The following is a 4,794-nucleotide window of genomic DNA, read 5'->3' on the forward strand; positions in this document are numbered from 1 at the left end:
GCGGCGGTTGAGGCGCGGCGGCGGCGTGTCTAAGGGGGCAGCGCGGTGCGCGTTGCCCCCGTTCCGCTACTGCTGGTTCACCGGGTCATTTCCCTTCTTGTAGGAGTACCCGGTGACATCCCAGCCGCCTCCATGGCCGGATGAGGGCTCCACCCAGGTGAATTCCCACGTCTGGATGGAGCCGTCGGGAAGCAGGTTTTCCACCCGGTAGATCTCACCGGGAATGCCCTGGTCCGGCAGCTTGCCGGGAATCGATTCGTCCGAGCGTGCAGACGCGCGGCCTACGGAGACTGCCTGTCGTTCCACCTGTACGTTGCCGTAGCCCTGGGGAGCGAACGACGGCTTTACCCGCTGCGCCACCCAGTCGAGTACCTGGCGTGCGCCTGCCGTCTGCATGGGATACGCGTCGGTGGTCACCGTATGCGTGATGCGTTGCGAGGGTGCACTGGCAGCGGCGGGAAACAGTCCGCCCAGGGCAATTGCCAGTACCGCAAGTCCATTGAGTACATGTTTCATGCGCGTGGTGCTCCATGATTGAGGAAGTGAGGCGGCACCTTCAGGGTGCCTGCGCAGCGTGGACACAACAACAGCCTTGCGTAAGAGGCGAAACCGACCGGGATGTGAGGTGGATCGCGGAAGGTCCAATTCCTGACGACCCAGCGCTGGAATGCCTGACCGGATACGGCTGCCAGGCCGCGGCGATCTGACCCATGCCCTGCTGCACCGCCGCGAGTGGTGTCACACAGCTCTGGCTAGACTGTGCTTCTTTTTCCGCACCGCAGGAGGCACCCATGGCCCATCCCATTTCCGTATCCCTGATTGGCGTTCCCACCGATGTCGGTGCGGGCCATCGCGGTGCACGGCTGGGGCCGGAGGCGCTGCGCGTGGCGGGCCTGCCGGAGGCGCTGGAAGCGCGCGGCGTGGACGTGCGCGACGTGGGCAACCTGGATGGCCCGCGCAACCCGTGGACTGCGCCGGTGGAGGGCTACCGCCACCTGGATGAGGTGGTGGCCTGGAACCGCGCACTGATGGAAGCCAGCTACGCCGAGCTGCAGGCCGGGCGCATGCCGATCATGCTCGGTGGCGACCATTGCCTGGGCATCGGTTCGATCACCGCCGTCGCGCGCTGGTGCCGCGAGCAGGGGAAGAATCTGCGCGTGCTGTGGCTGGACGCGCATTCGGACTTCAACACCAGCGATGTCACGCCGTCGGGCAACATCCACGGCATGCCGGTGGCCTGCCTGTGCGGCCTCGGCCCGGACGCGCTGACCCGTCTGGGCGGCAGCGCACCGGCGATCACCCCGGCGCAGATGCACCAGATCGGCATCCGCTCGGTGGACCCGGAGGAGAAGCGCCTGATCAAGACCCACAAGGTGGATGTCTATGACATGCGCTACATCGACGAGAACGGCATGAAGCGTGCCGTGGAAGCGGCGCTGGCCGGCATTGATGAGAACACCCATCTGCATGTCAGCTTCGATGTGGATTTCCTCGACCCCAGCATCGCGCCGGGCGTGGGCACCACGGTGCCGGGCGGGGTGAACTACCGCGAGGCGCAGTTGGTGATGGAAATGATCGCCGACACCGGGCGCATGGGTTCGTTGGACATCGTCGAGCTCAACCCCTTGCTGGACAAGCAGAATGCCACCGCCGAACTGGCCGTGGACCTGGTGGAAAGCCTGTTCGGCAAGTCCACCCTGATGCGCGACTGACCGCCCCCTGCTGAACGGATCGCCGAACCGTTCACGCCCGCTCCACGCCCCTGCCGCCAGATTGCACTTCACGCGGCGGCAGTGGGCATTGGTGCCCTCCCGCCGAGCGAAAGAATCCCATCCGCGAATGAAGCGGTATAGCGGCGAACCCAAGGAGAAGCCCATGAAGCGCGTAGTTGCCCTGATGCTGTTGTCGATGTTCTCGGTGGCCCTGCTGGCCGGTTGCAACACCGTGGCCGGTGCCGGCAAGGACGTGCAGAAGGCCGGTGAAAAGGTTGAGGATGCCGCCAAGGGCCGTTGAGCCTGAAGTGGAACGGAAAGCAAAAAGGCCGGGGGGATCTCCCCGGCCTTTTTGCTTGCGCGTTTCTCTGCAGCGTACGTGTCGAAGCGTAGTGAACCATTCAAGCAGGTGAGCGTGCATTTCATTGCCGGTTGACCGGTACTCAACAGCGACTGCGCGAAGCTGGAGCCACGGTAAGAACGCCGTTGCAACCAAGGACTCCCAGCAATGAACAAAGACATCATTTCCGGCAAGTGGTCGCAGCTGAAGGGCAAGGCCCAGGCCAAGTGGGGCGATCTGACCAACGACGACTTCGATGTGGCCGAAGGCAATGCCGAGTATCTGGCCGGCCGCCTGCAGGAACGTTATGGCTGGGCCAAGGACCGCGCGGAGAAGGAAGTGCGTGAGTTCCAGGACGCGGTGAGCAAGGACTACCCGGACTACAAGTAAGCGCTTCGGTTTCCCCCACATCACGACGCCCGCACCGTGAGGTTGCGGGCGTCGTGTTGTCTGCGCGGGACGATCAGCGGGCCGGAGGGTCCGGCACGTAGCGGTTGGGGAACGCCTGCGGTTCGCGCGGCAGGCGCGAGGGCGCATCGACCAGGATGCCGCGCGCACGCAGGTTGCGGGCACTGTCGTAGCGCAGCTGCAATACCTGTGCAGGGCTGCGGCTGGCACGTTCGAAGTCGGTGTCGCGTACCGAGGATTGCTCGCGTGCGCCATGGCCGGTACCCAGCGCCGGGGCCTGCGACTTGCTGGCGTAACCCTCGATGCGGCTGGCACTGGCGTCGGCCGCCGCTTCGGCCTGTGCGGCTGGAGCCGGCGGCGGCAGGCCACGGCGCAGGATCGGCTCGGGGCGCCAGCGACGCGCTTCCTCGAACACGGCCACGCCGACCACACCGATGTTGTCCGGGCGGCCGGTGCGGCTGGCATAGCTGCCGCTGGGGCTGCTGAACACGAACTGCGCCACTTCGTCCTGGCTCTTGCGCCAGCCGGTGATGTCGGCGCGCTGGCCGGGATTGAGCACGTAGCCGGTCTGCGAGGGATCGGCATCCTCGCCGGAGATGGCGTTGACGCCGTCCACCGACAGCACTACCAGTACCCGGCGCGGGCTGTCGTTGTACAGGCGCACGGCGTAGCGGTGGCCGCGCTCGCCGGCCACCCAGCGCTGGCCCTCGGCAGGGTAGCTGCGCAGTTCGGTGCCGCGGTCGCGGTCGACCAGCGCCATGCGCACGGGGCCGCCGTCGTACACCGGCGGCGGCAGGGGAGCCGGGCGGAAACCGGCCAGGGGCAGGATCAGCAGCAGGGGCAGCAGGCGTTTCATCGGGCGTCTCCAGCGGGGTTGCGTGAATGAACGCGCCGCAGGCCCTGACGGGGTTGGTGGCGTGCAAGGTAAACTGGCCCCGTTCATCGAAGGTTACCCCACGCAGTCATGACGACCCGAGTCCTTACCGGCATCACCCCCTCCGGCACGCCCCACCTGGGCAACTACGTTGGCGCCATCCGTCCGGCGATCGCGGCCAGCCGCGCGCCGGGGATCGAGAGCTTCTTCTTCCTGGCCGACCTGCACAGCCTGATCAAGTCGCAGGACCCGCAGCGCACCCAGCGCGCGACCCTGGAGATCGCGGCCAGCTGGCTGGCCTGCGGCCTGGACCCGGAACACGTGTGGTTCTACCGCCAGAGCGACATCCGCGAGACCACCGAGCTGATGTGGTTCCTGACCGCCATCGCCAGCAAGGGCATCCTCAACCGCGCGCACGCCTACAAGGCGGCAGTGGACAAGAACCGCGAGGAAGGCGTGGACGAGGACGCAGGCGTCAGCGCCGGTCTGTTCATGTACCCAGTGCTGATGGCCGCCGACATCCTGATCTTCAAGGCCAACCAGGTACCGGTGGGCCGTGACCAGATCCAGCACATCGAGATGGCGCGCGATTTCGCCCAGCGCTTCAACCACGTGTACGGCAAGGAGTACTTCCCGCTGCCGGACGTGGTGATCGATGAGCAGGTGGCAACGCTGGCGGGCCTGGATGGCCGCAAGATGAGCAAGAGCTACCACAACACCATTCCGCTGTTCGTGCCGCGCGAGGAGCTGAAGAAGCTGGTGTTCTCGATCCTGACCGACTCGCGCGCGCCGGGTGAGCCGAAGGACACCGAAGGCTCGGCGCTGTTCCAGATGTACCAGGCGTTCGCCACGCCGGAACAGACCGCGGAATTCGCCAGGGCCTTCGCCGCCGGCATCAGTTGGGGCGACGCCAAGCAGCAGCTGTTCGAGCGTATCGACAGCGAGCTATCGCCGCTGCGCGAGCGCTACAACGCGCTGATGGCCGAGCCGGAGAAGATCGAAGCGCTGCTCAAGCGCCGTGGCCAGCAGCTGCGCGAGCAGCTGGCGGCACCGCTGCTGGACGAGCTGCGCCATGCGGTGGGCCTGCGTGACCTGTCCGGTGCCGGTGACATCGCCAGCGAAGATGCCGGCGTGGCCCGCATGGCGCCGCCGCAGTTCAAGCAGTACCGCGAAAAGGACGGCCGCTTCTACTTCAAGCTGACCGCCGGTGACGGCACGCTGCTGATCCAGAGCGAAGGCTTCGATTCGCCACGCGATGCCGGCCAGTTGATTGCGGTGATCAAGCAGGCCGAGCAGGGCGACCAGTTGCAGAGCGAGCTGTTCAAGCTGGAAACCGAGGTGGACGCCGTGCTGGCCGCCCTGGCTGCGTTGCGCGAAGCGGCCTGATCGCCGGGCCTGCCTGCCCTTTGTAGAGTCGAGCCATGCTCGACCCGGCTCCGCCTCTGTAGAGCCCAGCCCCC

Annotated in this window: 6 protein-coding genes; 4 read left to right on the forward strand and 2 right to left on the reverse strand. The window is 66.4% G+C overall.

Annotation, left to right across the window (positions count from 1 at the left end):
• Positions 1–66: 66 nt before the first annotated feature.
• Positions 67–516 carry a hypothetical protein gene (locus tag ABGA94_RS01420; RefSeq protein ID WP_375366174.1) on the reverse strand — a complete coding sequence of 150 codons (450 nt, stop codon included), beginning with the start codon at positions 514–516 and terminating at the stop codon, positions 67–69.
• Positions 517–791: 275 nt separating this feature from the next.
• On the opposite strand from ABGA94_RS01420, the gene rocF reads away from it, so the two are divergent.
• The 3 genes from rocF (at position 792) to ABGA94_RS01435 (ending at position 2,442) form a co-directional block, all read left to right on the forward strand.
• Entirely contained in the window at positions 792–1,712 is a 921-nt protein-coding gene (rocF, locus tag ABGA94_RS01425; RefSeq protein WP_005420594.1) for an arginase, read from the forward strand.
• Positions 1,713–1,875: 163 nt separating this feature from the next.
• A complete protein-coding gene (locus ABGA94_RS01430) occupies positions 1,876–2,013 on the forward strand; it encodes an entericidin A/B family lipoprotein (RefSeq protein WP_005407710.1) in 138 nt (45 codons plus the stop codon).
• A 207-nt stretch (positions 2,014–2,220) separates the two neighbouring features.
• Positions 2,221–2,442, forward strand: a complete 222-nt coding sequence (locus ABGA94_RS01435; RefSeq protein ID WP_004153772.1) for a CsbD family protein — start codon at positions 2,221–2,223, stop codon at positions 2,440–2,442.
• Between the two features lie 73 nt (positions 2,443–2,515).
• Here the strand turns inward: ABGA94_RS01435 and ABGA94_RS01440 are convergent, their stop codons facing one another.
• Positions 2,516–3,316 (reverse strand): hypothetical protein, encoded by an 801-nt coding sequence (locus ABGA94_RS01440; RefSeq protein WP_005420593.1) that lies wholly within the window; start codon positions 3,314–3,316, stop codon positions 2,516–2,518.
• Positions 3,317–3,424: 108 nt separating this feature from the next.
• On the opposite strand from ABGA94_RS01440, the gene ABGA94_RS01445 reads away from it, so the two are divergent.
• Positions 3,425–4,720 carry a tryptophan--tRNA ligase gene (locus tag ABGA94_RS01445; RefSeq protein WP_375366180.1) on the forward strand — a complete coding sequence of 432 codons (1,296 nt, stop codon included), beginning with the start codon at positions 3,425–3,427 and terminating at the stop codon, positions 4,718–4,720.
• The last annotated feature ends 74 nt before the right edge of the window (positions 4,721–4,794 follow it).

The sequence above is a fragment of the Stenotrophomonas sp. 3diitr2024 genome (assembly GCF_042136455.1).
Taxonomy (GTDB): Bacteria; Pseudomonadota; Gammaproteobacteria; order Xanthomonadales; family Xanthomonadaceae; genus Stenotrophomonas; species Stenotrophomonas sepilia.

What these genes read in the sequence shown, in the direction of transcription:
- ABGA94_RS01435 (WP_004153772.1), top strand. Translation starts at nt 2,221, where the DNA reads ATGAACAAAGACATCATTTCCGGCAAGTGGTCGCAGCTGAAGGGCAAG.
- ABGA94_RS01420 (WP_375366174.1), bottom strand. Translation starts at nt 516, where the DNA reads ATGAAACATGTACTCAATGGACTTGCGGTACTGGCAATTGCCCTGGGC.
- ABGA94_RS01445 (WP_375366180.1), top strand. Translation starts at nt 3,425, where the DNA reads ATGACGACCCGAGTCCTTACCGGCATCACCCCCTCCGGCACGCCCCAC.
- ABGA94_RS01430 (WP_005407710.1), top strand. Translation starts at nt 1,876, where the DNA reads ATGAAGCGCGTAGTTGCCCTGATGCTGTTGTCGATGTTCTCGGTGGCC.
- rocF (WP_005420594.1), top strand. Translation starts at nt 792, where the DNA reads ATGGCCCATCCCATTTCCGTATCCCTGATTGGCGTTCCCACCGATGTC.
- ABGA94_RS01440 (WP_005420593.1), bottom strand. Translation starts at nt 3,316, where the DNA reads ATGAAACGCCTGCTGCCCCTGCTGCTGATCCTGCCCCTGGCCGGTTTC.